The 24,483-nt window shown below is 70.6% G+C and carries 20 protein-coding genes; 18 read left to right on the forward strand and 2 right to left on the reverse strand.

The window, feature by feature from the left end; translation table 11 throughout:
• Positions 1–186 precede the first annotated feature (186 nt).
• The 8 genes from AB0D34_RS29900 to AB0D34_RS29935 all read left to right on the forward strand — a co-directional run bounded on the left by AB0D34_RS29900 (position 187) and on the right by AB0D34_RS29935 (position 9,109).
• The gene (locus AB0D34_RS29900) at positions 187–819 is read left to right on the forward strand and encodes a potassium-transporting ATPase subunit C (protein WP_362666839.1); all 633 of its coding nucleotides are present in this window, start codon (positions 187–189) and stop codon (positions 817–819) included.
• A 113-nt stretch (positions 820–932) separates the two neighbouring features.
• The gene (locus AB0D34_RS29905; RefSeq protein WP_362666841.1) at positions 933–1,616 is read left to right on the forward strand and encodes a response regulator; all 684 of its coding nucleotides are present in this window, start codon (positions 933–935) and stop codon (positions 1,614–1,616) included.
• Between the two features lie 2 nt (positions 1,617–1,618).
• Entirely contained in the window at positions 1,619–4,171 is a 2,553-nt protein-coding gene (locus AB0D34_RS29910) for a DUF4118 domain-containing protein (RefSeq protein WP_362666844.1), read from the forward strand.
• Between the two features lie 141 nt (positions 4,172–4,312).
• Positions 4,313–5,647, forward strand: a complete 1,335-nt coding sequence (locus tag AB0D34_RS29915; RefSeq protein WP_362666846.1) for an aminotransferase class I/II-fold pyridoxal phosphate-dependent enzyme — start codon at positions 4,313–4,315, stop codon at positions 5,645–5,647.
• 148 nt (positions 5,648–5,795) lie between these two features.
• Positions 5,796–6,308: a hypothetical protein gene (locus AB0D34_RS29920; RefSeq protein WP_362666849.1), complete on the forward strand. Its 513-nt coding sequence runs from the start codon at positions 5,796–5,798 to the stop codon at positions 6,306–6,308.
• Positions 6,309–6,395: 87 nt separating this feature from the next.
• Complete coding sequence (locus tag AB0D34_RS29925; RefSeq protein ID WP_362666851.1) at positions 6,396–7,238, forward strand: DUF4097 family beta strand repeat-containing protein; 843 nt, start codon at positions 6,396–6,398, stop codon at positions 7,236–7,238.
• Between the two features lie 90 nt (positions 7,239–7,328).
• A complete protein-coding gene (locus tag AB0D34_RS29930) occupies positions 7,329–8,321 on the forward strand; it encodes an ATP-binding cassette domain-containing protein (RefSeq protein WP_362666854.1) in 993 nt (330 codons plus the stop codon).
• A complete protein-coding gene (locus AB0D34_RS29935; protein WP_362666857.1) occupies positions 8,318–9,109 on the forward strand; it encodes an ABC transporter permease in 792 nt (263 codons plus the stop codon). Before AB0D34_RS29930 ends, AB0D34_RS29935 begins: the two co-directional genes overlap by 4 nt.
• A gap of 44 nt (positions 9,110–9,153) precedes the next feature.
• Here the strand turns inward: AB0D34_RS29935 and AB0D34_RS29940 are convergent, their stop codons facing one another.
• Positions 9,154–9,780 (reverse strand): magnesium and cobalt transport protein CorA, encoded by a 627-nt coding sequence (locus AB0D34_RS29940; RefSeq protein WP_362667362.1) that lies wholly within the window; start codon positions 9,778–9,780, stop codon positions 9,154–9,156.
• A gap of 80 nt (positions 9,781–9,860) precedes the next feature.
• Here AB0D34_RS29940 and AB0D34_RS29945 point away from each other — a divergent pair, with 80 nt between their 5' ends.
• The 3 genes from AB0D34_RS29945 to AB0D34_RS29955 are packed head-to-tail and all read left to right on the forward strand — an operon-like array spanning position 9,861 to position 15,438.
• Positions 9,861–11,129, forward strand: a complete 1,269-nt coding sequence (locus tag AB0D34_RS29945; protein WP_362666860.1) for an aminotransferase class III-fold pyridoxal phosphate-dependent enzyme — start codon at positions 9,861–9,863, stop codon at positions 11,127–11,129.
• A complete protein-coding gene (locus AB0D34_RS29950) occupies positions 11,126–14,002 on the forward strand; it encodes an FAD-binding and (Fe-S)-binding domain-containing protein (protein ID WP_362666863.1) in 2,877 nt (958 codons plus the stop codon). Before AB0D34_RS29945 ends, AB0D34_RS29950 begins: the two co-directional genes overlap by 4 nt.
• Positions 13,999–15,438, forward strand: coding sequence for an NAD-dependent succinate-semialdehyde dehydrogenase (locus AB0D34_RS29955; RefSeq protein WP_362666866.1), 1,440 nt, complete (start codon positions 13,999–14,001; stop codon positions 15,436–15,438). Before AB0D34_RS29950 ends, AB0D34_RS29955 begins: the two co-directional genes overlap by 4 nt.
• Positions 15,439–15,757: 319 nt before the next feature.
• Here the strand turns inward: AB0D34_RS29955 and AB0D34_RS29960 are convergent, their stop codons facing one another.
• The gene (locus AB0D34_RS29960; RefSeq protein WP_362667364.1) at positions 15,758–16,501 is read right to left on the reverse strand and encodes an IclR family transcriptional regulator; all 744 of its coding nucleotides are present in this window, start codon (positions 16,499–16,501) and stop codon (positions 15,758–15,760) included.
• Between the two features lie 278 nt (positions 16,502–16,779).
• On the opposite strand from AB0D34_RS29960, the gene solA reads away from it, so the two are divergent.
• The 7 genes from solA (at position 16,780) to AB0D34_RS29995 (ending at position 24,462) form a co-directional block, all read left to right on the forward strand.
• Positions 16,780–17,916, forward strand: a complete 1,137-nt coding sequence (gene solA / locus AB0D34_RS29965; RefSeq protein WP_362666869.1) for an N-methyl-L-tryptophan oxidase — start codon at positions 16,780–16,782, stop codon at positions 17,914–17,916.
• 5 nt (positions 17,917–17,921) lie between these two features.
• Positions 17,922–18,893, forward strand: a complete 972-nt coding sequence (locus AB0D34_RS29970) for a succinylglutamate desuccinylase/aspartoacylase family protein (protein WP_362666872.1) — start codon at positions 17,922–17,924, stop codon at positions 18,891–18,893.
• A gap of 99 nt (positions 18,894–18,992) precedes the next feature.
• The gene (locus AB0D34_RS29975; protein WP_362666875.1) at positions 18,993–20,093 is read left to right on the forward strand and encodes an ABC transporter substrate-binding protein; all 1,101 of its coding nucleotides are present in this window, start codon (positions 18,993–18,995) and stop codon (positions 20,091–20,093) included.
• Positions 20,086–21,219, forward strand: a complete 1,134-nt coding sequence (locus AB0D34_RS29980) for an ABC transporter ATP-binding protein (RefSeq protein ID WP_362666878.1) — start codon at positions 20,086–20,088, stop codon at positions 21,217–21,219. Before AB0D34_RS29975 ends, AB0D34_RS29980 begins: the two co-directional genes overlap by 8 nt.
• 44 nt (positions 21,220–21,263) lie before the next feature.
• Entirely contained in the window at positions 21,264–22,148 is an 885-nt protein-coding gene (locus AB0D34_RS29985; protein ID WP_362666880.1) for an ABC transporter permease, read from the forward strand.
• A complete protein-coding gene (locus tag AB0D34_RS29990) occupies positions 22,145–23,014 on the forward strand; it encodes an ABC transporter permease (protein WP_362666883.1) in 870 nt (289 codons plus the stop codon). Before AB0D34_RS29985 ends, AB0D34_RS29990 begins: the two co-directional genes overlap by 4 nt.
• Positions 23,011–24,462 (forward strand): aminotransferase class III-fold pyridoxal phosphate-dependent enzyme, encoded by a 1,452-nt coding sequence (locus AB0D34_RS29995; RefSeq protein WP_362666886.1) that lies wholly within the window; start codon positions 23,011–23,013, stop codon positions 24,460–24,462. The genes AB0D34_RS29990 and AB0D34_RS29995 overlap by 4 nt, the downstream gene beginning before the upstream one ends.
• Positions 24,463–24,483 lie beyond the last annotated feature (21 nt).

A 24,483-nucleotide genomic window follows, 5' to 3' on the forward strand; every position in this document is an offset into this window, starting at 1 on the left:
GCGCTGGTGCCGCTCTCGCTGCGGGGCGTGCAGTACCGGCCGGTCAGCGCCGACAAGATGCTGCGCCGGAACCTCACCATCTACGGCATCGGCGGCCTGGTCGCCCCCTTCGTCGGCATCAAGCTCATCGACCTGCTCATCTCCCTCATCCCCGGGCTGTAACTTTTCGAAAGCGTGCTGAACGCCATGAACAACTCCGTATCGAACACAGGCCGGTTGCTGTGGGCGGGGCTGCGGGCCCTGCTGGTGCTGACCCTGGTGACCGGCGTCATCTACCCGCTGGCCGTCACCGGTGTGGCGCAGGCCCTGTTCCACGACAAGGCGAACGGCTCCGAGGTCAGGGCGGACGGGAAGGTGGTCGGGTCCTCGCTGATCGGCCAACAGGGCTACAGCCTGGACTACTTCCAGTCCCGGCTCGCCAACGGGCTCGGCGAGAACTCCGTCAACACCCGGTACAAGCTGATCCTTTCCGGTGCCACCAACCGCTCCGGCGACAACCCCGAGCTCATCAAGTGGGTGAAGGAGGCGAAGGCCAAGGTCGTCAAGGACAACTCGACCGCCGGCTACACGGTCAAGCCCTCCGAAGTGCCGGCGGACGCGGTCACCTCCTCCGGCTCCGGCCTGGACCCCGACATCTCCCCGGCCTACGCCGACCTCCAGGTCCACCGGGTCGCCGAGCGGAACGGTCTGTCGGTCGCCCAGGTCGAGAAGCTCGTGAGGGACCACACCGAGGGCCGCACACTCGGATTCATCGGCGAGCCCCGCGTGAACGTCCTGGAGCTCAACATCGCGCTCAAGGCCCTCGCGGCGAAGAGCTGATGGCGTTATCCGACCCACAGGGGAGTCGGCGGCCCGGGACGACCGGGTCCGCCGACTCCGGCAGTCATGAAGCGGGTACGTCCCCACGACGTACGACAGGAAGGCGCACGCCGATGACACGGGTGCTGGTGGTGGAGGACGACCCGCAGCTCGTACGGGCCCTCATCATCAATCTCCAGGCACGCCAGTACGGGGTCGACGCGGCCCCCGACGGCGCCACCGCGCTGCGGCTCGCGGCCGCCCGGCAACCCGATGTCGTCATGCTCGACCTGGGTCTGCCCGACATGGACGGCGTCGACGTCATCAAGGGCCTGCGCGGCTGGACCCGCGTGCCGATCCTGGTGCTGTCCGCCCGCCAGGGGTCCGACGAGAAGGTCGCCGCGCTGGACGCCGGCGCCGACGACTACGTCACCAAGCCGTTCAGCATGGACGAACTGCTCGCCCGGCTGCGGGCCGCCGTACGGCGCACGGAGAACGTGCCGCTCGCCTCCGGGACGACGCTCGTCGAGACGGCGGACTTCACCATCGACCTGCTGGCCAAGAGGGCCGTACGGGGCGGCCGCGACGTACGCCTCACCCCGACCGAATGGCATCTGCTGGAGATCCTGGTCACCAGCCCGGGACGGCTGATCACCCAGAGGCACCTGCTCCAGGAGGTCTGGGGCGTCTCCCAGAGCAACAAGACCAACTACCTGCGTGTCTACATGGCCCAGCTCCGCCGCAAGCTGGAGACGGATCCCGCCCACCCCCGCTATCTCATCACCGAGCCCGGCATGGGCTACCGCTTCGAAGGGTGAACATGGCACGCGGCAAGCTCCGCATGTACCTTGGCGCGGCTCCCGGCGTCGGCAAGACGTACGCGATGCTGTCCGAGGCGCACCGCCGGGTGGAGCGGGGCACCGACTGCGTGGTCGCCTTCGTGGAACACCACCGTCGGCCGCGCACCGAGGTGATGCTGCACGGCCTGGAGGAGATCCCGCGCCGGGAGATCGAGTACCGGGACTCGGTGTTCACGGAGATGGACGTGGACGCGGTCCTGGCTCGCCGCCCCGACGTGGCGCTCGTCGACGAGCTCGCCCACACCAACGTCCCCGGCTCCCGTAACACCAAGCGCTGGCAGGACGTGGAGGAACTGCTGGCCGCCGGGATCGACGTCGTCTCCACCGTCAACATCCAGCACCTGGAGTCCCTGGGGGACGTCGTCGAGTCGATCACCGGGGTACGGCAGCGCGAGACCGTGCCCGACGAGGTCGTACGCCGTGCCGACCAGATCGAGCTGGTCGACATGTCCCCGCAGGCCCTGCGCCGCCGTATGGCGCACGGCAACATCTACAAGTCCGACAAGGTCGACGCGGCGCTCTCCAACTACTTCCGCCCCGGAAACCTCACCGCTCTGCGGGAGTTGGCGCTGCTGTGGGTGGCGGACCGAGTCGACGCCTATCTCACCGAGTACCGCAGCGAGCACCAGGTCTCCACCATCTGGGGCTCACGGGAGCGGATCGTCGTCGGGCTCACCGGGGGTCCGGAAGGACGGACGCTGATACGACGGGCCGCCCGGCTCGCGGAGAAGGGCGCCGGCGGTGAGGTGCTCGCCGTGTACATCGCCGGCAGCGACGGCCTCACCGCCGCCTCCCCGAAGGAACTGGCCGTCCAGCGCACCCTCGTCGAGGACCTCGGCGGGACCTTCCACCACGTCGTCGGCGACGACATACCGGTCGCCCTGCTCGACTTCTCTCGCGGGGTCAACGCCACCCAGATCGTGCTCGGCGTCTCCCGCCGCAGGAGCTGGCAGTACGTCTACGGCCCCGGCGTCGGCGCCACGGTCGCCCGGGACTCCGGCCCCGACCTCGACGTCCACCTGATCACCCACGACGAGGCCGGCAAGGGACGCGGACTCCCGGTCAACCGGGGTGCGCGGCTGGGCCGTTCCCGCGTGATGTGGGGTTGGCTGGTCGGCCTCGGCGGCCCCGTGCTGCTGACCTGGCTGCTGAGCAGCGTGTCCCCGAACGTCGGACTCGCCAACGACATGCTGCTGTACCTGACGCTGACGGTGGCGGCCGCACTCCTCGGCGGTCTCTTCCCCGCCCTGGCCTCGGCGGCGGCCGGCTCCCTGCTCCTGAACTGGTACTTCACCCCGCCCGTCCACACCTTCACCATCGACGATCCCAAGAACATCGTCGCCATCGCGATCTTCGTCGGTGTCGCCGTGTCCGTCGCCTCCGTCGTCGACCTCGCCGCCCGCCGCACCCACCAGGCAGCCCGGCTGCGCGCCGAGTCGGAGATCCTCTCCTTCCTGGCGGGCAACGTCCTGCGCGGCGAGACGGGTCTGGAGGAGCTCCTGGAACGGGTCCGCGAGACCTTCGGCATGGAGTCCGTGGCGCTGCTGGAACGTGAGAGCGAGGTCCAGCCCTGGACCTGCGCGGGGAGCGTGGGCGTGCATCCCTGCACGGTTCCGGACGACGCGGACGTCGACGTACCGGTCGGCGACCACATGGCGCTCGCGCTGACAGGACGGGTGCTGCCGGCCGAGGACCGCCGGGTGCTCGCGGCCTTCGCCGCGCAGGCCGTCGTGGTCCTGGACCGCCGGCGCCTCCAGGAGGAGGCCGACCGGTCCCGCGCGCTCGCCGAGGGCAACCGCATCCGCACCGCGCTGCTGGCCGCCGTCAGCCACGACCTGCGCACCCCGCTCGCAGGCATCAAGGCCGCGGTGACCTCCCTGCGCTCCGACGACGTCGAGTGGTCGGACGAGGACCGGGCGGAACTCCTCGAGGCCATCGAGGAGGGCGCCGACCGCCTGGACCACCTCGTCGGCAACCTCCTCGACATGTCCCGCCTGCAGACGGGCACGGTCACCCCGATCATCCGCGAGACCGACCTCGACGAGGTGATCCCGATGGCGCTCGGCGGCGTCCCCGAGGACAGCGTCGACCTCGACATCCCCGAGACCCTGCCGATGGTCGACGTCGACCGGGGCCTGCTGGAGCGGGCCGTCGCCAACATCGTGGAGAACGCCGTCAAGTACAGCCCGCCGGACGAGAAGGTCCTGGTGGCCGCCAGCGCCATCGCCGACCGCGTCGAGGTCCGGGTCGTCGACCGCGGCCCCGGCGTCCCCGACGAGGCCAAGGACCGCATCTTCGAGCCCTTCCAGCGCTACGGCGACTCCCCGCGCGGCGCCGGCGTCGGCCTCGGACTCGCGGTCGCCCGAGGTTTCGCCGAAGCCGTGGGCGGCACGATCCACGCCGAGGACACACCGGGAGGCGGCCTCACCATGGTGCTGGTCCTGCGGACGGCACCCCAGCGCCGACCCGAGCAGGCGGACCCACGTGCGCCGCGCACGTCAGCAGGGCGTTAGAGATGGCGCGTGCAGGATCAACAAACCGTATGCAAAAGGAAGTCGATGTACATTCCGCCCGTAGCGTCGTCATACAGCCCCTGACCGGGCGCCCCCACACCGCGAGTGCCGTGTGTGCTCGCTCCGAGGAGAACGACGACCATGACGACGACCGTGCCCGCCGCCACCCCCGAGGCCGGGCGGCTCGACGACCGGCGGACGGACGCCCGGGAGAAGGACATCATGCGGTTCCGCACGGTGTCAGGGCCGGATCTGACCACCCGAAACGACGCCTACCTCGCCTGGCAGCGCGACCGTGAACAGGCGGACCTGTGGCCGTACTTCCGCCGCTACGAGACCTCCGCCCTCACCCCCCGCGCCACCGTCGTCGCGGACAACGGCGTGATCACCCAGGGCCCCAATTTCGGCGGCCAGGACTACCTCTCCTTGACGAGGCACCCCGCCGTCCTCGACGCCGCCCACCAGGCCCTGCGCGACTACGGCCCGCTCACCGCCGGATCCCCCGCCCTGGGCGGTGCCACCCCGCTCAGCAAGGCCCTGGAGGCCAGCCTCGCCGAGGCGCTGCGCACCGAGCACGTCATGCTCTTCCCGACCGGCTGGGCCTCCGGCTTCGGCACCACACGGGCGCTGATGCACCGCCGCGACCACATCCTCCTCGACAAGCTCTCCCACGACTCACTGCGTCAGGGCGCCGCGGCCAGTGGCGCCACGGTCGAGTTCTTCCGCCACCTCGACAACGACGCTGTCCGCCGCCATCTCGCCGGCATCCGCGCCACCGACACCAAGAACGCCGTCCTCGTCGTCACCGAGGGCGTCTTCTCCATGGACTCCGACACCCCGCAGCTGGCCGAACTCCTCATCATCTGCCGGGAGTTCGGTGCCCAGCTCATGGTCGACGTCGCCCACGACTTCGGCGCCATGGGCGAACACGGCGGCGGTCAGCCGGAGGTGCACGGCATCCTCGGCCAGGTCGACTTCGTCGTCGGCGCGTTCTCCAAGACCTTCGCCACCACCGGCGGCTTCCTGGCCACCCCGTCCGCCTCCGCACGCGAGTACGTGCGGATGTTCGGCGGCCCGCAGACCTTCTCCAGTGCCATCACCCCCGTACAGAGCGCCGTCGCGCTCGCGGCCCTCGGTGTCGTCTCCTCGCCGGAGGGCGCCCGGCGCCGCGCGGCGGTCGCCGCCGTCGCCACCCGGCTGCGCGAGGGCCTCACGGCACGCGGTCTGGAGGTCATGGGCGACGTCGTCTGCCCGGTCGTCCCGGTCCTCATCGGCAACACCCCCACGGGTCGCACCGCCTCCGGCCTCATCGCCCGCGCCGGCCTCGTCGCCCACCTCGTGGAACAGCCCGCCGTCGCTTCGGACGCGTCCCGCTTCCGTATGCAGGCCATGGCGGACCACACCGACAAGGACGTCGACACCGCGATCGACATCCTCGACCGCTGCATCCGCGAGGCTCGCTTGATGGCTCACTGAAGCGCAGCGTCTGGCACCACGTGGCGTCAACCGGCGCCACGTGGTGCCAGACCTGTCTTCACCGCTTTCCGCAGGTGATATGGATTCTGTTGCTACAGGTGACTCTTTGGGGTTGTGTGCGGCGCCATAGTGGTGCCATTATGACGCCATGGACCTCACCCCGTATGTCGACAACCTCCGCCGCGAACTCGCGGTGGCTGCCGAAGCCGGAGGCGACGAAGCCCGTGAACTGGCCGAGAGGCTGACCGCGCCCCTGGAGTCGGCGACCCGGCTGGTCATGCTCAACGTGCTCTCCGCCGCGATGGACGAGATCACCCGCGAACTCGCCCCCGGCTCGGTCGACGTACGGCTGCGCGGACTCGACCCCGATTTCGTGGTGACGCTGCCGCCCACCGAGGGCGACGCCCCCGCCGAGCCGACCGCACCCCTCGAACCGTTCAAGGACCCGGCCGACGGCGAAGAAGGCGGCACCGCTCGCGTCAACCTCCGGCTGCCTGCTCACCTCAAGACGCGCGCGGAGGAAGCCGCGAGCCGCGAGGGCCTGTCGGTCAACGCGTGGCTGGTGCGTGCCGTGGGCGCCGCGGTCGGCGGCGGAACCCGGCCGCGTACGCCGGGCAAGGTCCAGAACGTCGGACAGAGCTTCACGGGCTGGGTGCGCTAGCCGCATCCGCCCGCACGGAAAGGCGCTCCACTCACACCACGTCCCACCAGCGGGGACGCCCCAAGGACTCAAGAGGACGGGACAGCCATGCCTGCTTTCGACACGCCCGAACCGATCTCGGTCAACGCCCACGTGGCCGCCGGTTCCCTCCGCCTCACCGCGGGCGACCGTCTCGACACCGTCGTCGAGGTGCTGCCCCGCGACCCGGACAGGGACAAGGACGTACGGGCCGCCGAGCAGACCGAGGTCAGCTACGCGAGCGGCGTCCTGACCGTCAGGACCAAGGAGCGCCGCATGATCGGTCCCTCCGGTGTCGCCGACGTGACGGTCGAACTGCCCACAGGGTCACGCGTCGAGGTGACCGGCGCCTGGGCCCAGGTGCTCGGCGAGGGCGAGCTCGGCGAGGTCCGGGTGAAGACCTCGGTCGGTGACGTCCGCCTCGACACCACCGGACCCGTCCAGCTCACCGCCTCCCACGGCTCGATCGTCGTCGACCGGATCGAAGGCAAGGCCGAGATCACCACCAGCTCCGGCAACCTGCGCGTCGGCACCGTCGACGGCCCTGCCGTCCTGAAGAACTCGAACGGCAACACGACGGTGGGCGCCGTGTCCGGTGAACTGCGGGTGAGCGGCGCCAACGGCGCCATCGACATCGCGTGCGCCGAGTCGTCGGTCACCGGCACCGCCACCAACGGCGTCCTGCGTGTCGCCGAAGTCGCCCGCGGAGACGTCCAGTTGGAGACCTCCAACGGCTCCATCGAGATCGGCGTCCGCGAGGGCACCGCCGCCTGGCTCGACGTCAGCTCCAACCGCGGGCTGGTACGCAACACGCTCACCGCCTCCGAGGCCCCCGAGCAGTCCGAGGACACGGTCAGGGTCCGCGCGCGGACCAACTGGGGCAACGTCGACGTCTTCCGCGCCAAAGCCTGAGTCAGAGCCCTGAGCCAAAGTCTGGGCTGAGCGTCCCCGCCTCAACCGATTCCACCCCCACCCACTTCAGCCTTCGAACGGGAGGGCCTCATGCCTTCTTCTGTCATGTCCACATCCAGCAGGGGCGGCTCCCCGACCGCCGTCTCCACCACCGGCCTGCGCAAGTCGTACGGCGACAAGACCGTCCTCGACGGCATCGATCTGCACATCCCGGCCGGGTCGGTGTTCGCCCTGCTGGGCCCGAACGGCGCCGGCAAGACCACCACCGTGAAGATCCTCTCCACCCTGATCTCCGCCGACGCCGGACAGGCGAAGGTCGGCGGCCACGACCTCACCGCCGAGGCCCAGGCGGTACGGGCCTCGATCGGTGTCACCGGCCAGTTCTCCGCCGTGGACGGGCTGATCACCGGCGAGGAGAACATGCTCCTGATGGCGGACCTGCACCACCTCTCCAAGAGCGAGGGGCGACAGGTCGCCGCCGAGCTGCTGGAGCGCTTCGACCTCACCGAGGCGGCGAAGAAGCCCGCCTCCACCTACTCCGGCGGTATGAAGCGCCGGCTCGACATCGCCATGACCCTGGTCGGCAGCCCGCGGATCATCTTCCTCGACGAACCGACGACCGGACTCGACCCCCGCTCCCGCCACAACATGTGGGGCATCATCCGGGAGCTGGTCTCCGACGGCGTCACGGTCTTCCTCACCACGCAGTACCTGGAGGAGGCCGACGAACTCGCCGACCGCATCGCGGTGTTGAACGACGGCAGGATCGTCGCCGAGGGCAGCGCGGAGGAGCTCAAGCGGATCGTCCCCGGCGGGCACGTACGCCTGCGTTTCGACGACCCGGCCGCCTACCGGAGCGCTGCCGAAGCCCTGCACGAGGTGGCCCGGGACGACGAGTCCCTCGCCCTCCAGATCCCCAGCGACGGCAGCCAGCGCGAACTGCGCTCGATCCTCGACTGGCTGGACTCCCTGGGCATCGAGGCGGACGAGCTGACCGTGCACACCCCCGACCTGGACGACGTGTTCTTCGCCCTGACCGGCGACCGCGACGTCACCGACGAGCCCAAGGAGACCGTCCGATGAGCACCCTCGCACCCGCCCTGCGCGACTCGTCCACCATGCTGCGCCGCAACCTCCTGCATGTGCGCCGCTACCCGTCCCTCACCCTGAACCTGCTGCTCAGCCCGATCGTGCTGCTCCTGCTCTTCGTCTACATCTTCGGCGACACCATGAGCGCCGGCATCGGAGACGGCGGAGGGGACCGGTCCGCATACCTCGCGTATCTCTTCCCCGGGATCCTGATGCTGACCATCGGCGGCACCACGATCGGCAGCGCGGTCTCCGTCTCCATGGACATGAACGAGGGCATCATCGCCCGCTTCCGCACGATGGCCATCCACCGCGGCTCGGTCCTCGTCGGGCACGTCGTCGGCAGTGTGATCCAGTGCGCGATGAGCGTGGCCCTCGTCGGCGCCGTCGCCGTGGCCATCGGCTTCCGCTCCACGGACGCCACCGCGCTGGAGTGGATCCTGGCCTTCGGCCTGGTCGTCCTCATGTCGCTGGCACTCACCTGGATCGCGGTGGGGATGGGCCTGTCCAGCCCGAACGCCGAGGCGGCCAGCAACAACGCCATGCCCCTGATGATCCTGCCCCTCCTCTCCAGCGCCTTCGTCCCGGTCGACGCGATGCCGGGCTGGTTCCAGCCGATCGCCGAGTACCAGCCCTTCACGCCGGCCATCGAGACGCTGCGAGGACTGCTCCTCGGCACGGAGATCGGCCACAACGGCTGGCTCGCCGTCGCCTGGTGCCTGGGCCTGGCAGCACTCGGCTACCTCTGGTCCAAGTCCCTGTTCGACCGCGACCCGAAGTAGAACCCGTCCGGATGCACGGGACGCGGGGCTTCTCGCACCGCCTGTCAGAGCCACCCGTTGCGCTTGAAACCGCGATGGATGACGAAACAGGCGGTCGCGATCACCGCCAGGACCATCGGGTAGCCGAAGCGCCAGGGCAGTTCGGGCATGTGGTCGAAGTTCATGCCGTAGACACCGCAGACCATGGTGGGTACGGCGATGATGGCGGCCCAGGCGGTGATCTTCCGCATCTCCTCGTTCTGGGCGACGGTCACCTGGGCGAGGTGGGCCTGGAGGATGGAGTCGAGCAGGCCGTCGAAGGCGTTGATCTGTTCGGTGACGCGGGCGAGGTGGTCGGCGACGTCCCGGAAGTAGGCCCGTATCCCGGGGTCCACGGCGGGGCAGGGTTCGGTGGCGAGCCAGGACAGGGGGCGGGCGAGGGGGACCGCGGCCCGCTTGAGTTCGAGGAGTTCGCGTTTGAGCTGGTAGATGCGGCCGGCGTCGGCACTGCGGGCGCTGCGCGGGGAGAAGACGTCGGTCTCGACGGCGTCGATGTCGTTCTGGACGGCGTCGGTGACGCTCAGGTAGTCGTCGACGACGTGGTCGGCGATCGCGTGCAGGACGGCGGAGGGGCCCTTGGCTCCCGCCCCATGCTGGACACAACGTCCGAACATCGTGTCCCCAGCGGACAGATCGCGCGTTGGCTCCGGGCGGGGCGGCGGAGATGCTCGATGGACCGCAAGAGTCCGACGACCCACGCCGGGAGACGAACATGACCGCACTGTCGCCGCACCTTCGCCAGGCCACACCCGTGACGGCGGTGCGGGGCGAGGGCGTCCACCTCTTCGACGAGGACGGCCGCCGCTACCTCGACTTCACCGCCGGTATCGGTGTCACCAGCACCGGGCACTGCCACCCCAAGGTCGTGGCGGCGGCCCAGGAACAGGTGGGCACGCTGATCCACGGCCAGTACACGACCGTCATGCACCAGCCGCTGCGGCAGCTCGTCGACAGGCTGGGCGAGGTGCTGCCTGCCGGTCTGGACAGTCTGTTCTTCACCAACTCCGGCAGCGAGGCGGTGGAGTCCGCACTGCGGCTGGCCCGCCAGGCCACAGGCCGGCCCAACGTCATCGTCTGCCACGGCGGCTTCCACGGCCGTACCGTCGCCGCCGCCTCGATGACCACCTCCGGTACCCGTTTCCGGTCCGGGTTCTCCCCGCTGATGAGTGGCGTGGTCGTCACCCCGTTCCCGACGGCCTACCGGTACGGCTGGGACGAGGAGACCGCCACCCGCTTCGCCCTGAAGGAGCTGGACTACACGCTCCAGACGATCTCCTCGCCCGCCGACACAGCCGCCATCATCGTCGAGCCGGTGCTCGGCGAGGGCGGTTACGTCCCCGCCACCCGCGCCTTCCTGGAAGGGCTGCGGGAGCGGGCCGACCGCCACGGCTTCCTGCTGATCCTCGACGAGGTGCAGACCGGCGTCGGCCGCACCGGCCGCTTCTGGGGCCACGACCACTTCGGCGTCACCCCGGACATCCTCGTCACCGCGAAGGGCCTGGCCAGCGGCTTCCCGCTGTCCGGCATCGCGGCCTCCGAGGAGCTGATGGCGAAGGCGTGGCCGGGCTCGCAGGGCGGTACGTACGGCGCCAACGCCGTCGCCTGCGCCGCGGCCTGCGCCACCCTCGACGTCGTACGCGACGAGAAGCTCGTCGAGAACGCCGATGCGATGGGCGCGCGGCTGCGCCACGGCCTGGAGGCAGTTGCCGACCGGACCCCGGGCATCGGCGATGTGCGGGGCCTCGGGCTGATGCTGGCCACCGAGTTCGTCACCGAGGACGGCAGCCCCGACCCCGAGACCGCGGCACGCGTCCAGCGCGCCGCCATCGACGAGGGACTGCTCCTGCTGCTGTGCGGGGCATGGAACCAGGTCGTGCGGATGATCCCGGCACTCGTCATCGACGAGACCGCGGTGGACGAGGGCCTCCAGGCGTGGGCGACCGCGGTGGAGGCGGGAACCTCAGGAGCATCGGCACGATGAGCGACGCCCTCGCGCGGCTGACCGCCCGGCTCGCCGAGTCCGCTCCGGGCCTGCGGGTGGAGACGGGTCCGGGCACCGGCCCCTACGCCTACGACGCCTCCAACTACCGGATCCCTCCGCAGGCCGTGGCGTTCCCCCGCTCCACCGGCGACGTGATCGCGGTGCTGCGGGCCTGCCGGGAGACGGGCGTTCCGGTCACCGCGCGGGGCGGCGGGACGAGCATGGCCGGCAACGCGGTCGGGCCGGGCGTCGTCCTGGACTTCTCCCGGCACATGAACCGGATCATGGACATCGAGCCGGCGGCCGGGCTCGCCCGGGTCCAGGCCGGAGTGGTCCTGGACGCGCTGTGCGGTGCGACCGCACCGCACGGACTCACCTTCGGCCCGGACCCGTCCTCGCACAGCCGCTGCACCATCGGCGGGATGATCGGCAACGACGCCTGCGGCAACCGGTCGGTACGGCATGGGCGGACCAGCGGCCACATCGAGGCGCTGGAGATCGTGACGGCCGACGGCGTGCGGGCCGTCGCCGACCGCGCGGGGCTGCACCCGCTGGACCCGGCCGACGCGGAGCACGTCGCCCGCCTCGAAGCGGACGTACGACGACTGATCGACGCCAACCTCGCACCGATCCGCACCGAGCTGGGCCGGATCCCGCGCCAGGTCTCCGGCTACCAGCTGCACCACCTGCTGCCCGAGCGCGGCTTCGACATGGCCCGCGCCCTGGTGGGCACCGAGGGCTCCTGTGCGGTCGTCACCGCCGCGACGGTCCGTCTGGTGGCGACCGCACAGGCTTCGGCACTGCTCACCCTCGGCTACGACGACGTGGTCGCCGCCGCCGAGGACATCCCGGAGATCCTGCGCTGGAACCCCACCGCCGTGGAGGGCATGGACGAGGCGATCGTCGCCACCATGCGCGCCCGCCGCGGCTCCGACTCCGTCACCGGACTGCCCGAGGGACGCGCCTGGCTCTACGTCGAACTCGACGGCGACGACCAGGCGACGGTGGACACCCGGGCGGCCGAACTGCTCGACGTGCTCAAGGCCCAGGGGCGGATGACCGGCGGCCGGGTCGTGGCGAGCCCGGCCGAGCGGCGCTCGCTGTGGCGGGTCCGCGAGGACGGGGCCGGGCTCGCCGCCCGTCTCGTCGACGGCGGGGAGTCCTGGCCCGGCTGGGAGGACTCGGCGGTCGCGCCCGAGGATCTCGCCGGTTACCTGCGGGATTTCCGCAAGCTGCTCGCTTCCCACGACCTCACGGGCGTGATGTACGGGCACTTCGGGGCCGGCTGCGTCCACGTACGCATCGACTTCGACTTCGCCTCGGACGAGGGCCGTGACGCGGCCCGTCGCTTCCTCCAGGAGGCCGCCGCCCTGGTCGTCGCGCACGGCGGCACCCTGTCCGGCGAGCACGGTGACGGACGGGCGCGCGGTGAGCTCCTTGAGGTCATGTACAGCCACCGGATGATCCGGGCGTTCGCCGCCTTCAAGGAGGTCTTCGACCCCGACGGGCTGCTCAACCCGGGCGTCATCGTCGCCCCCGCCCCGCTCGACGCCGACCTCGCACTGCACCAGATCCAGCCCCTCGCGACGGCGTTCGCCTTCCCGCACGACGAGGACGGCTTCGCGGGCGCGGCCCGCCGCTGTGTCGGCGTCGGCCGGTGCCGCAGCGACGCGGGCGGGGTGATGTGTCCCAGCTACCGGGCGACGGGGGAGGAGAACGACTCCACCCGGGGCCGGGCCCGCATGCTCCAGGAAATGGTGCGCGGCGAGACGGTGAGGGACGGCTGGCGCTCGACCGAGGTCAAGGACGCCCTCGACCTGTGCCTGTCCTGCAAGGCGTGCTCCAGCGACTGCCCGGTCGGCGTCGACATGGCCACGTACAAGGCCGAGTTCCTGCACCACCACTACAAGGGGCGCGTCAGACCCCGCTCCCACTACTCACTGGGCTGGCTGCCGCTGACCTCCGCCCTCGCGGGTTTCGCGGCCAGGCCGCTCAACCTGCTGCTGCGCGGGCCGGTCGGCAGGCTGCTCGCCCGCCTCGGGGGCGTGACCACGAAGCGCCGGATCCCGGCGTTCGCCTCCCGCCGCAGTCTGCGCCGGGTCCTGCGCGCGACGAAGACCAACGGGCCGGCGAAGGCCGTCCTCTTCGTCGACAGCTTCACCCGTGCCTTCCGCCCGCACGTGGCGGGCGCCGCCAGTCGCGTCCTCGCCGACGCGGGTATCCGCAGCACCGCCGAGGACGGCCTGTGCTGCGGTCTGACCTGGGTGAGCACCGGCCAGCTGTCGGTGGCTCGGCGGATCATGGCCCGTACGGTCGCCCACCTGGACAACGGCGACGAGCGGCCCATCATCGTGGCCGAGCCCAGCTGTGCCGCCGCGTTGAAGCGGGACGTGCCCGAACTCCTCGACACCGACGCCGCCCGGCGCGTCGCGGACCGCGTCCACACTTTCGCCGGCGCCCTCACCGACCTCGCCGAACCGGGCTGGACCCCGCCGCCGCTGCCCGAGAACGTCGTCCTGCAGACCCACTGCCACGAGTACGCCACGTTCAAGGGTCGCCGCCCCGCAGACCTGCTGCGCCGACTCGGTGTCCGCAAGGTCGACGAGGCCGAGGGCTGCTGCGGACTCGCCGGGAACTTCGGCTTCGAGGAACAGCACTACGACACCTCGGTGGCCGTCGCCGACCTGGCCCTCAAACCCCGCCTCGACGGCATCGACGAGACGGCACCGGACGGCACGCGGACCGCCGTCGTGGCCGACGGCTTCAGCTGCGCCACCCAGATCGACCACCTCGCCGGAGACCGGGACGTCCGCGCCCTGCACCTCGCGGAACTCCTCGACCCCGCCGCCGACCGACCAGGAGAGACACCATGACCGACACACCCACGCAGTTGTTCATCGGCGGCGCCTGGGTGGACGCCGCGGACGGCGCCACCCTGCCCGTCGACGACCCGGCGACCGGCGAGATCATCGCCCACGTCGCCGACGCCGGCCCCAAGGACGCCCGGCTCGCGGAGGAGGCGGCCGTACGGGCCCAGGAGGAGTGGGCGCGTACGGCGCCGAGGGCCCGCAGCGAGATCCTGCGCCGCGCCTACGAGATCATCCTCGACCGCACCGACGAGCTCGCCCACGTGATGACGTCCGAGATGGGCAAGCCGCTCGCCGAGGCCAGGGGAGAGGTGGCGTACGCGGCGGAGTTCTTCCGCTGGTTCTCGGAGGAGGCCGTGCGGATCGACGGCGGCGGGGGCGTCCTGCCCGACGGCCGCAACCGCATGCTGCTCTCCCGCCGCCCGGTCGGCCCCTGCCTCCTCATCACCCCGTGGAACTTCCCCCTCGCCATGGGCACCCGCAAGATCGGCCCCGCCATCGCGGCGGGCTGCACGATGATCCTCAAGCCGGCCCCCCAGACCCCGCTCTCCAGCCTGGCTCTCGCCGCGATCCTCAAGGAGGCCGGGCTGCCCGACGGCGTGCTGAACGTCGTCACCACCTCCCGTGCGGGGGAGGTGTGCGAACCGCTCCTGCGCGGCGGGCGGATTCGCAAGCTCTCCTTCACCGGCTCCACGGCCGTCGGACGGCTGCTGCTGGCCCAGAGCGCGGAAGCGGTCGTACGGACCTCGATGGAGCTGGGCGGCAACGCGCCGTTCATCGTCTTCGAGGACGCCGATCTGGACACGGCCGTGGACGGCGCGATGCTCGCCAAGATGCGCAACATGGGCGAGGCGTGCACGGCCGCGAACCGCTTCTTCGTCCACAGCTCGGTGGCCGAGGAGTTCGGGCGCCGACTGGCCGAACGCATGGGCGCGCTCGTGGTGGGTCCCGGCACCCGGGACGGCGTCGACGTCGGCCCACTGATCGACAGGACCGGCCGTGCCAAGGTGGAGGAGCTGGTCGCCGACGCGGTGGAGCGCGGCGCCCGGGTGCTCGTCGGCGGCCGTACGCCCGAGGGGCCGGGCTGCTTCTACCCGCCGACCGTCCTCGCCGACGTCGACGCCGAGAGCCGTCTGATGGACACGGAGATCTTCGGCCCCGTCGCGGCGATCCTCACCTTCGACGACGAGGACGAGGTCGTGAGGCGTGCCAACGACACGCCCTGGGGCCTGGTCGGCTACGTCTTCACCGAGGGCCTGGACCGCGCCCTGCGCGTCAGCGAACGCCTGGAGGTCGGCATGGTCGGCCTCAACACGGGCCTCGTCTCCAACCCGGCGGCGCCCTTCGGCGGCGTCAAGCAGTCCGGCCTCGGCCGTGAGGGCGGCCGGGTCGGGATCGACGAGTTCCTGGAGTTCCAGTACCTCGCGGTGCCCGTGCGATGACGGCGGTCATGCCCTGACACACGCCCCATCGAGCACCGCGCGGAACGCCCCGTGCTCGGCCGCACTGTCCTTCTGGCCGGGCACGGGGCGTCAGCCTGCCCTCGCTCAGCCTGATGCGGTCCAGGCGGCTGATCCGGCGGGTCGGTGCTGTCCGGCTGGACGGCGGACCACGCGGGCGAGGCAGGCACGAGGGCGCATCGCACACAAGCGGCGGGGCCTGCGTCCGTAAGCGGGCTCAGGCGTCACAGGGCGGTTCGGGTCGGAGTGCTGTCGCTCCACGGCCGAGAACGCGGCTGTCCGGTACTGCGGCCCGGGGCCCTCAGCCCAGGTGCCGGGCGGTGATCTCCGCCGCGGTGTCGGTCACCAGCCGCCCCAGTTCGGCGAGCCGGTCGGGATCGAAGCGGGAGTCGGGCATGGAGACGGCCACGGTGGCCAGCGGTGTGCCGTCCTCGTCGAGGATGGGCGCGGCGATGGCGCAGACGTCCGGCCGGTACTGGTTGCGGTTGACCGCGTAGCCGTCGGTGCGGATCCGGCGCAGCTCGGTGCGCAGTTCCTCGGGGTCTGCGGGTGTCGTCTCGCTGTAGCGCTCCAGGCCCCGCGCGATGAGCTCCTCGACATCCTGCTTCGGCAGGTGGGCGAGGACGGCGCGTCCGGTGGCGGTGGCGTGCAGGGGGGAGGTGTCGCCGATGGCGTGGAAGGTCCGTACGGGGTGGTCGCAGTCGACGCGGTCCACCACGACCATGCACTGCAGGGCGTCCGGTACCGACAGGTGGATGGTCTCGTTCACCGTGTCCCGCAGATGCACCATGGGCTCGCGGGCGGCGGCGAACAGGCTGGAGCCCTGCAGGGCGGCCGGGCGTACGGCCAGGACGCGCGCGCCGATCTCCCAGCGGGTGGTGTCCCTGCGGTTGGCCCGTAGCCAGCCCGCCTCGTTCAGCGTGACCAGGGTGCGCTGCACGGTCGACTTCGGCAGGCCGAAGAGCTTCGTCAGCTCCCCGACAGTTACCGGCTGATGCTGTGCGACCGCCTCCAGGATGCGCAGCGACCGGGTGACGCTCTTCATTTCCATCCGATTTCCCCCTGTTAACCCTCGGCGCTTGTTGCGGACACCCTCTTGACTCCCCTTGGCGCCGCTGCCATTGTCTGTGCCAGATTCTAGCACAGCGTTCCACAATGTGGCACGGATCGCGAAGAACCTGAGAAGAGAGCCGGAGTCCAGAGGCCCGGACGGATGTGAGCAGCGGCCTCCCTGAGGACCAAGAACCCGTCCAAACCCGCTCGAATCGAACAGCCCCGCGTCGGGGCTCAGCATGCGCCCCGACGATACGAAAGGAAAGTCCTGTGTCAGCTGCCAGGAAGCGGGTCGCCGTCGTCGGCGTCGGAACGATGGGCAGCCAGGCCGCCTGGCGTCTGGCGGCCCGTGGTGCCGAGGTCGTCGGCTACGACCGTTTCGCCCCGGGCCACGACCGCAGCGCGGCCGGCGGCGAGACCCGCATCTTCCGCAGCGCCCACTTCGAGGACTCCCGGTACGTCCCGCTGCTCCAGCACTCCGACGCCCTGTTCGATCAGCTCCAGGAGGAGACCGGCCGCGAGCTGCGCCGTATGACCGGCTGTCTGCTGATGGGGCCGACCGAGCACCACCAGATGGCCACCGTCCTGGAGTCGATCGCCGAGCACGGCCTGGACCACGAGGTGCTCGACGTCCAGGAACTCGCCAAGCGCTTCCCGCAGTTCCGGATCGAGGACGGCGACGCCGCCGTCCTCGACCGCCGCGCCGGCTTCATCCGTCCCGAACTGACGATCCAGACCGCCGCCCGCCGCGCCGAGGAGCTGGGCGCGGTCATCCACCGCTACACCACGGTCCGCGAGATCGTGCCCGTCGCGAACGGCGTCGAGATCCGCACGGACGCCGGGAGTGAGCACTTCGACACGGCCGTGGTCACCGTCGGCCCGTGGGTCAACGACCTGCTCCCCGAGCTGCCGTGGGAGGTGGACATCCGCCGCCTCCTCAGTGCCTGGTACGTGCCCACCACCGACGCCTGGTTCGGCGAGGAGCGCCCCGCCTTCATCCGTACCGCACCCACGCACTGCTACGGACTGCCCTCCCCGGACGGCGTCTCGGTCAAGCTCGGCCTGTCCCGCGCCCTGCACCGCCCCGTCGGCGACCCGAACCGGCTGGACCGGACGGTGGCGCCGGACGAGCTGGAGATCTTCACCGAGCTGATCAGGCGTCACATGCCGGACCTGAGCCCGGACCCGGTCCGCCTCTCCGTCTACATGGAGGGCTACACCGAGAGCAGCCGCCCGCTGGTCGGCCCGCTGCCCGGCGCCGACAACGTGGTGCTGCTCGCAGGGTTCTCCGGCCACGGCTTCAAGCTCTCGCCGGCCTTCGGTGACATCGCGGCCGACCTCGCGCTGGACGGCACCTCGCCCCGGCCCATCGACTTCATCTCCACCCTCGACCGAGCGGAGGCGTGACGACCATGACCAACACCCTTTCCGTCGGCGCCCTGAGCGCCGAGCCCGGCACCAAGACCCGTGGCAGCGTCCCCGTCAGCCTCGGCACCCTCACCGTGGACGTCCCGCTGACCCTGGTCAACGGCGCTCACCCGGGCCCCCGCGTCCTCATCACGGCGGGCGTGCACGGCGGCGAGTTCACCGGCGTCGACGCGGCCACCCGGCTCGCCGCCCTGCTGGAGCCCGGCGAGGTGCACGGCCAGGTCATCGTGTGCCCGGTCGCCAACCCGCCGGCCGTGTACCAGGGACGGCTCGGCGTCTCCCCGCTGGACGGCGTCAACATCAACCGTGTCTTCCCCGGTGACTCCGACGGCGGCCCCACCGAGCGGCTGGCCGCCTGGCTCTTCGCCAACCTCCTCGATGGCGTCGACGCCTACATCGACCTCCACTCCGGCGGCATTGATGAGGTCCTCAAGGACTTCGTCGGCTACCGCCTCACCGGAGACCCCCAACTCGACGCCAAGACCGCCGGCATGGCAGGCGCCCTCGGAATCGACGACGTCATCCTCGGCCTGAACGCCGAGGGCGGCAACAGCCACGCAGCCGCCGCCCGCCAGGGCATCCCGGCGATCCTCGTCGAGACCGGCCAACTCGGCGAACGCGATCCGGAGACCGCCCGACGACTCGTCGGCGGCCTGTACGGAGTGCTGGGCCGACTCGGTGTCCTGGACAGCAGGCCCGAGGACTCGACGACCGTCCGCGCGTGGGTCTGGGCCGCCGGCGTCACCGCCGAGGCCACCGGCCTCTGGTACCCCGAGTTCACTGCCGGCGACGACGTGAGTGAGGGCCAGGTCATCGGTCACGTCATCGACCCGGCCGACGGCCAGGAGCACAAGGTCCACACCCCGGCCACAGGCCGGATCTTCTACGGCATGCGCGGCCTGACCGTCGCCCCCGGCGCCGAACTCGCCGCCATCGCGGCCCCGGCTCCCCTCTGACTCCACCCCCCGCCACGAAGCCCCGCACGCGAAAGAACGAGCCCCCCCCAGCACGCGCTACCTCCCGTCCCCTCGTACCGCATCCCCAGGAGGCCCCCGGTGAAGGACTCACGTATAGACCGCAGAGTGTTCCTGCGCGGCGTCGGCGGCATCGCCGCAGGCGTAGCCGCCACCTCGCTGACCGCCTGCGGAACCGGCACCAGCCGGTCCGTCGGCAGCGGCGGCAAAAGCTCCAAGACGCTCGTGGTCCGCAACAGCGGCGGCTCGTACGGCGACGCCAACCAGCAGGCGATCTACGACCCGTTCACCAAGGAGACCGGCATCCAGGTCAAGGTGGTGAACATCGAGTACGCCCAGATGCTCGCCCAGATCAAGCAGGGCCGCCCCCAGTTCGACGTCATCGACGACTCGATGGCCGACTTCGTGCTCTTCAAGCAGCAGGACGCCACCGAAGAACTGGACTACGACCGGCTGAAGAACTTCAAGAGCGCCGGTATCGCCAAGGCGTTGGTCGCCTCCAACGCGGTGGGCAAGAACTACTGGGCCAGCGTGATGGCGTACCGCACGGATGCCTTCGACGGGCGGAAGCCGGCTTCGTGGGCCGACTTCTGGGACACCAAGACCTTCTCCGGCAACCGTGCCCTGCAGGCCCTGGACGCCGACCTGCCCGAGCTGGAGTTCGCGCTCCTCGCCGACGGCGTGGCGCTGGACCAGCTCTACCCGCTGGACGTGGACCGCGCCTTCAAGGTCCTCAGCGAGATCAAGCCGCACGTCCGCAAGTTCTGGGACACGGGCGCCCTGCCCGGCGTGCTCCTCGGCCGCAAGGAGGTCGACGCCTCCAGCGTCTGGCACGGCCGCCTGGACGCCCTGATCAAGGGCGGCGCCCCGCTCGCCTACCAGTGGAACGGCGCTCGCCGGCAGAGCAACGCCCTCGGCATCCCCAAGGGCGCGGCCAACCTCGACGCCGCCTACCAGCTCATCGACTTCGCGCTGCGGCCCGAGGTGCAGGCCGCCTATGCCGAGATCTACCCGATGGCCCCGTCGGTGCCCGGCGCCTACAAGAAGCTCTCCACCACCACTGCCTCGAACCTGGGCAGCTCGCCCGAGCACCTGGAGTCCGGCTTCGACCTGGACGTCGAGTGGTGGATCAAGAACCAGGACGCCGTGTCCAAGCGCTGGCAGGAGTGGACGCATGCCTGAGACCGACGTGATGCCTTCGCTCGCCGTGCCCGAGACCCTGACCGGCAGCGGAAAACCCCTGTCCGTGACACGGCTTCGGAAAACCTACGGCGGCGTCACGGCCGTCGACGAGGTCTCCATGGAGATCGCGGCGGGCGAGTTCGTCACCTTCCTGGGCTCCTCCGGCTCCGGCAAGACCACCACCCTGATGATGGTCGCCGGGTTCTGCGAGCCCGACTCCGGCTCCGTCGTCGTCGGGGGCAACGACGTGACCCGTCTCGCCCCGCAGAAGCGCGGCCTGGGCTTCGTCTTCCAGCAGTACCTGCTCTTCCCGCACATGACGGTCTGGGAGAACGTCGCGTTCCCGCTGCAACTGCGCGGCGTACCGAAGGCGGAGCAGCGCCGCCGCGTCGGCGAGACTTTGGAGATGGCCGGCCTGTCCGCGATGGCCCGCCGCCGTCCGCGCGAACTTTCCGGCGGCCAGCAGCAGCGCGTCGCGCTGTGCCGGGCGTTGGTCTACCGGCCGCCGGTCATTCTCATGGACGAGCCGCTCGGCGCCCTCGACAAGAAGCTGCGCGACCAGCTCCAGACCGAGATCAAGCGCATCCAGCAGGAACTCGGCCTGACCGTCATCTATGTGACGCACGATCAGGAGGAGGCCCTTGTCCTCTCCGACCGGATCGCGGTCATGCGGGACGGACGGATCGACCAGTTCGACACCCCTCGGGAACTCTTCGAACGCCCCCGGACCCCGTTCGTCGCCGACTTCCTCGGGGCCGCCAACTTCCTCCCGGGGCAGCTGGAACAGCAGACGTCCGGCCACGCCCTCGTACGCCTCGACAGCGGCGGGCTGCTCAAGGCCCGCCCGCAGGCGGCGGTCGAAGGCGCACGGGTCCGCGCGGCTGTCCAGCCCGGCCGGCTCGCCCTGTGTCCGCCCGACGAGGGGTTCTGTACCGGGACCGTCGAGACGGTCACCTATGTCGGCACCCTGGTACGCGTCACGGTCCGCCCCGTCGGCGGCGCGGAAACCGAACTCGTCCGGCTGGAACTTCCCGCCGGCCGCGCCCCCGCCCCCGGCGAGCGCATCGGCCTCACCGCGGACCCCGACAACGTCAGCGTCTTCCCCGACGTCAAAGACGGGGGCTGAGGGCCATGGCCGTACTCGCTCCCCTATCGGGCTCCGCAGCCCCGGTGCCCCACAAGAAGCGACCCAGCCGCGTCTCGCTGTCCGACCGGCGCACCCGCTTCGGACTGCTCAACGCCGCCCCCGTCGTCCTCTACCTGCTGATCCTCTTCGTCTACCCGATCTTCAGCACCCTGATGCTGAGCCTCAAGGGCGACGACGGCGCCTTCACGCTCCACTGGTACACGGACGCCTTCCAGGGCGCCAACCTGGAGATCCTGCTCACCACACTCCGGATCTCCTTCGAGACCTCACTGCTGGCCCTGGTCATCGGCTTCCTGCTGGCCGCGGCGATCTCCCGGCTCAAGCCGCTGTGGGCGGGCCTGGCGATGATCGTGGTGGTGGTGCCGCACTTCATCAGTGCGCTGGTGCGCACCTACGGCTGGATCATCCTGCTCGGTGACAACGGCGTGGTGAACAACGTCCTGACGGACCTTCACTTCCCGGGCGCACCTTTCCAGCTGCTCTACAACGAGATCGGCGTCGTCATCGGCACCACCGCCGTGATGCTGCCGTACACGGTGCTCCTGCTGTACGCGGTCATGAAGGGCATCGACCGCCGGCTGATGGCCGCCGCGGCCGGCATGGGCGCCGGCCGGATCACCATCTTCCGCAGGGTCTACATCCCCCTGGTCGCCCCCGGCCTGGTCAATGCCGGTGTCCTGTCCTTCATCCTCTGCCTCGGCTACTACCTCACCCCCGCCCTGATGGGCGGCGAGAAGCAGACCATGGTCGCCTCGCTCATCGACGAGCAGGTCATGAAGCAGAACCAGTGGAACGGCGCCTCCGCGCTCGGCATCATCCTGCTGCTCCTCACCTTCGCCGGACTCCTGCTGCTCAAGGTGCTGCAGTCGGCCGGCGAGGCCCTCAGGAACCGGGGTACGGCGTCATGATCGAGCTCCGTTCCACCCTGGCCGGGCGGATCACGCTGGCCGCCTTCTCCACCCTCATCCTGCTGTTCCTCGCGCTGCCGATCGTCGTCATCGTCGTCACCTCCTTCGGCAAGGTCGCCTTCGGCTCCTTCCCGCCGGACTCCTGGACGCTCGGCTGGTACACGCAGCTGTTCGCCGAGGGCAGCAAGTGGCCCGCCGCCCTCTCGCTCAGCGCCCTGGTGGCCGCCATGACCACCGTCTTCTCGCTCATCCTGGGCATGACGGCGGCAACGGCCCTGGTCCGCAGCGAACTCCCGCTGCGTTCGGCGGTCTACGGCCTGGTCCTCGCCCCCCTCGTCATCCCCCAAGTCGTCGTCGCCCTCGGTCTGTTCCTGCTCTTCGAGCCGGCCGCGATGCTCGGCAGCCCGATCGCCATCGCGCTGGGCCACACGGTGCTGGCCTCACCGATCGCCGTGATGATCCTCATGGCCACCCTGAAGGGCATCGACGAACGGCTGGAGGACGCGGCGGCCAGCATGGGCGCGAGCCGGCTGACCGTCTGGCGGCGGATCACCCTCCCGCTGGCCATGCCCGGCATGGTCGCCGCCGGCATCTTCGCCTTCATCACCAGCTTCGACGAGTTCTTCATCTCGCAGTTCCTGTCCTCCGTGGACACCACGACCCTGCCCGTGCAGGTGTTCAACGTCCTCCAGTACAACGTCGACCCGTCGGTGACCGCCGTCAGCGCGATCCTCATCGCGGTCGCCGTCGTGGCCCTCGCCCTGGTCGGAGTGGTCCGCAAGCTCAGCGGCTCCGGCAAGCAGGACGGCCTGCTGCCCACAGAACCCGGACTGGGCCTGTCCGCCGGAAGTGAGACCGCATCATGACCACCAGCACCAGCACCAGCACCAGCACCAGCACCAGCACCAGCACCAGCACCCGCACCCGCACCGGGGATCTGTCCGCCACCGCGGCCAGACACCTCCTGCTCAACATGACCCCCAACGGCTCCCTCGGCCCCGAGGGAGAGAACCTCTTCGTCGTCCAGCGTGGCGAAGGCCCGTACGTCGACGACGCCGACGGCCGACGCTACATCGACGGCCTGTCCGGCCTGTACTGCTGCCAGCTCGGCTACTCCTACGCCCCCGAGTTCGCCGAGGCCGCCGACAAGCAGCTGCGCGAACTGTGCTTCAGCCCGCTGTGGTCCTCCTCGGCGCACCCGACGGCCATCGAACTCGCCGAACGGCTCTCCCGGATCGCGCCGGTCGACGTCGAGGCCACCTTCTTCTCCGGCGGCGGGGCGGAGGCGGTGGAGACCGCCTGGAAGATCGCCCGCCGCTACCACGCCCTGCGCGGGGAACCGGGCCGGGTGAAGGCGATCTCCCGCCGTGGCGCCTACCACGGGCTGACCATCGGTGCCCTGTCCCTCACCGACGACTCCGGGCTGCGCGATCCCTACGGCCCCGGCGCGATCGAGACCCGGTTCGTGTCCAACACCAACCGCTTCGGTCTCGCGCCCGAATACCCCGAATACCCCGAATACATCGACGACGAGACGTACACCTCCCGGCTGCTCGCCGAGCTGGAGGCCGCGGTCCTGGACGAGGGCCCGGAGACGATCGCGATGCTGATCGCCGAGCCGGTGCAGAACCGGGGCGGCTGCATCACCCCACCCGACGGCTACTGGCCGGGTCTGCGCGCCCTGGCCGACCGGTACGGCTTCCTCCTCGTCGCCGACGAGGTCATCACCGCCTTCGGGCGGCTGGGGGAGTGGTTCGGCGGCGACCGGTACGGCGCCCGCCCCGACATCGTCACCGTCGCCAAGGGCATCACCGCCGGATACGCCCCCATGGGCGCGACTCTGGTGAGCAACCGGGTCGTCGAGGTCATCAACCGGCCGGGCGCCGTCCTCAACCACGGGTACACCTTCGCCGGTCACCCGCTGAGCGCGGCCATCGCCCTGCGCAGCCTGGAGATCATGGAGCGGGACCGGATCCTGGAGAACGTCCGCGGCCACCAGGACCACCTCGCACAGCGCATGGCCTCCCTCGCCGACCTGCCGATCGTCGGTGACGTCCGCGGCGCCGGATTCTTCTACGCCTGCGAGCTCGTCGGAGACCTCGACGGCGGCGGCTTCAGCGACACCGCCCGTGCCGACCTGATCGCCGACCTGATCCCGCGGCGGCTGCGCGAGGCCGGCCTCCTGGCCCGTGTCTACAACCGCGCCGCCCCGCTGGTGCAGATCGCACCCCCGCTGATCAGCGACCGGCACCTCCTCGACCGTATCGCCGACATCCTCGCCGCGACCCTCGATGAGGCGTCCACCCGCCTCTGACCCACGCCTCTGTACCCGCAT

This window comes from Streptomyces sp. NPDC048420 (assembly GCF_040651535.1).
GTDB lineage: Bacteria > Actinomycetota > Actinomycetes > Streptomycetales > Streptomycetaceae > Streptomyces.

Bases quoted from the DNA above. Each gene is read 5' to 3' on its own strand.
- AB0D34_RS29990 (WP_362666883.1), top strand. From the start codon at position 22,145: ATGATCGAGCTCCGTTCCACCCTGGCCGGGCGGATCACGCTGGCCGCC.
- AB0D34_RS29920 (WP_362666849.1), top strand. From the start codon at position 5,796: ATGGACCTCACCCCGTATGTCGACAACCTCCGCCGCGAACTCGCGGTG.
- AB0D34_RS29905 (WP_362666841.1), top strand. From the start codon at position 933: ATGACACGGGTGCTGGTGGTGGAGGACGACCCGCAGCTCGTACGGGCC.
- AB0D34_RS29960 (WP_362667364.1), bottom strand. From the start codon at position 16,501: ATGAAGAGCGTCACCCGGTCGCTGCGCATCCTGGAGGCGGTCGCACAG.
- AB0D34_RS29910 (WP_362666844.1), top strand. From the start codon at position 1,619: ATGGCACGCGGCAAGCTCCGCATGTACCTTGGCGCGGCTCCCGGCGTC.
- AB0D34_RS29925 (WP_362666851.1), top strand. From the start codon at position 6,396: ATGCCTGCTTTCGACACGCCCGAACCGATCTCGGTCAACGCCCACGTG.
- AB0D34_RS29955 (WP_362666866.1), top strand. From the start codon at position 13,999: ATGACCGACACACCCACGCAGTTGTTCATCGGCGGCGCCTGGGTGGAC.
- AB0D34_RS29995 (WP_362666886.1), top strand. From the start codon at position 23,011: ATGACCACCAGCACCAGCACCAGCACCAGCACCAGCACCAGCACCAGC.
- AB0D34_RS29950 (WP_362666863.1), top strand. From the start codon at position 11,126: ATGAGCGACGCCCTCGCGCGGCTGACCGCCCGGCTCGCCGAGTCCGCT.
- AB0D34_RS29915 (WP_362666846.1), top strand. From the start codon at position 4,313: ATGACGACGACCGTGCCCGCCGCCACCCCCGAGGCCGGGCGGCTCGAC.
- AB0D34_RS29945 (WP_362666860.1), top strand. From the start codon at position 9,861: ATGACCGCACTGTCGCCGCACCTTCGCCAGGCCACACCCGTGACGGCG.
- AB0D34_RS29930 (WP_362666854.1), top strand. From the start codon at position 7,329: ATGCCTTCTTCTGTCATGTCCACATCCAGCAGGGGCGGCTCCCCGACC.
- AB0D34_RS29900 (WP_362666839.1), top strand. From the start codon at position 187: ATGAACAACTCCGTATCGAACACAGGCCGGTTGCTGTGGGCGGGGCTG.
- AB0D34_RS29980 (WP_362666878.1), top strand. From the start codon at position 20,086: ATGCCTGAGACCGACGTGATGCCTTCGCTCGCCGTGCCCGAGACCCTG.
- AB0D34_RS29935 (WP_362666857.1), top strand. From the start codon at position 8,318: ATGAGCACCCTCGCACCCGCCCTGCGCGACTCGTCCACCATGCTGCGC.
- AB0D34_RS29970 (WP_362666872.1), top strand. From the start codon at position 17,922: ATGACCAACACCCTTTCCGTCGGCGCCCTGAGCGCCGAGCCCGGCACC.